Consider the following 1,156-nt stretch of genomic DNA (forward strand, 5'->3'; position numbering starts at 1 on the left):
CAATAAATAGAAACCACATCAATATTATTATGGGTTTCATAAGTGATAATAACATCTTTTTCATACTTTAGAAGGTTACGTGAGATCAAATTGGCTTCTCCTTTTACAAAAGAGAGCATCAAACGCGCGCTTTAATACAACAACTGTTTTTTAATAATTTTAGGTAAACTATCTTTATCGTTTGACAAAGGCTAAATCTTCCATTATCATCAACTCAAACTTATTTACGGGGAGAGGTAAAGATGAAAATTTATGTTGATGCAGATGCTTGTCCGGTAAAAGATATCATTATCTCTGAAGGTACGAATGCTGAAATTCCTGTTATCCTTGTTACTAGCTTTTCTCATTTTTCTAATGTGGAACAACCATCAGGAGTGGAAACCATTTATGTTGATTCTGGAGCAGATGCTGCGGATTATCGGATTATGGGGTTAGTAGAAAAAGGGGATATAATCGTTACGCAAGATTATGGTCTTGCTTCGCTAGGTTTAGCAAAAGGGTGTGCGGTACTTCACCATAATGGGTCTAGCTATACAAATGAAAACATTGACCAATTATTACAAACACGTTATTTGAGTGCAATGGCTCGAAAAAGCGGAAAGCGTACAAAGGGGCCAAAACCATTTGCACCCGAAGATAGAGAGAAATTTAAGGGGCTTTTTAAAAGAGCAATTTCACGTTAAAAAAGAACCATCCATTTTCAAGAAAAACCCAGAAAAATAAATTGTCCAAATATTAAACTAACCTACCCCGTTAGCTTAAGTAAATAATAAAGTACTTCCGTTATAAGTCCTTTAATCTTTAAAAAGATTTAACAATGAGTTTAGTGTATTATATATTTAAGTAGAAATACCAACAGGCGACCTATTCCTTCTGCTCAGAAAGATAAAGTCACCTACACGATTTTTCCATTCATTATTATTTACCCTTTCTTTTTTCCTATTTATAAATTTATTGGTTTACATGTTTCTGTTCTAGCTGATTTACTACATCTTCCTGACATTCATTGATAAATAAATAAGTAAGGTATGAATGTAAATCAAATCGTTCTTCATTAATAAATGTAGAGAAAACCTGTTTATATTCGCTCAATAGTTTGACCTCCTTTATGCAAGTTCCTATTTTTTATTATTGTCCAACTAGCAATCTCTTATAC

General features: G+C 32.8%; 2 protein-coding genes. One reads left to right on the plus strand and one right to left on the minus strand.

The window, feature by feature from the left end; all coding sequences use genetic code 11:
* Nucleotides 1-242: 242 nt before the first annotated feature.
* Nucleotides 243-683 carry a YaiI/YqxD family protein gene (locus tag AC1DRF_RS28900; protein WP_427077141.1) on the plus strand — a complete coding sequence of 147 codons (441 nt, stop codon included), beginning with the start codon at nucleotides 243-245 and terminating at the stop codon, nucleotides 681-683.
* A gap of 268 nt (nucleotides 684-951) precedes the next feature.
* Here AC1DRF_RS28900 and AC1DRF_RS28905 read toward each other — a convergent pair whose 3' ends face one another.
* Entirely contained in the window at nucleotides 952-1,092 is a 141-nt protein-coding gene (locus tag AC1DRF_RS28905; RefSeq protein WP_179866295.1) for a hypothetical protein, read from the minus strand.
* Between the last annotated feature and the right edge of the window lie 64 nt (nucleotides 1,093-1,156).

Source organism: Priestia sp. P5_B4 (assembly GCF_056400385.1).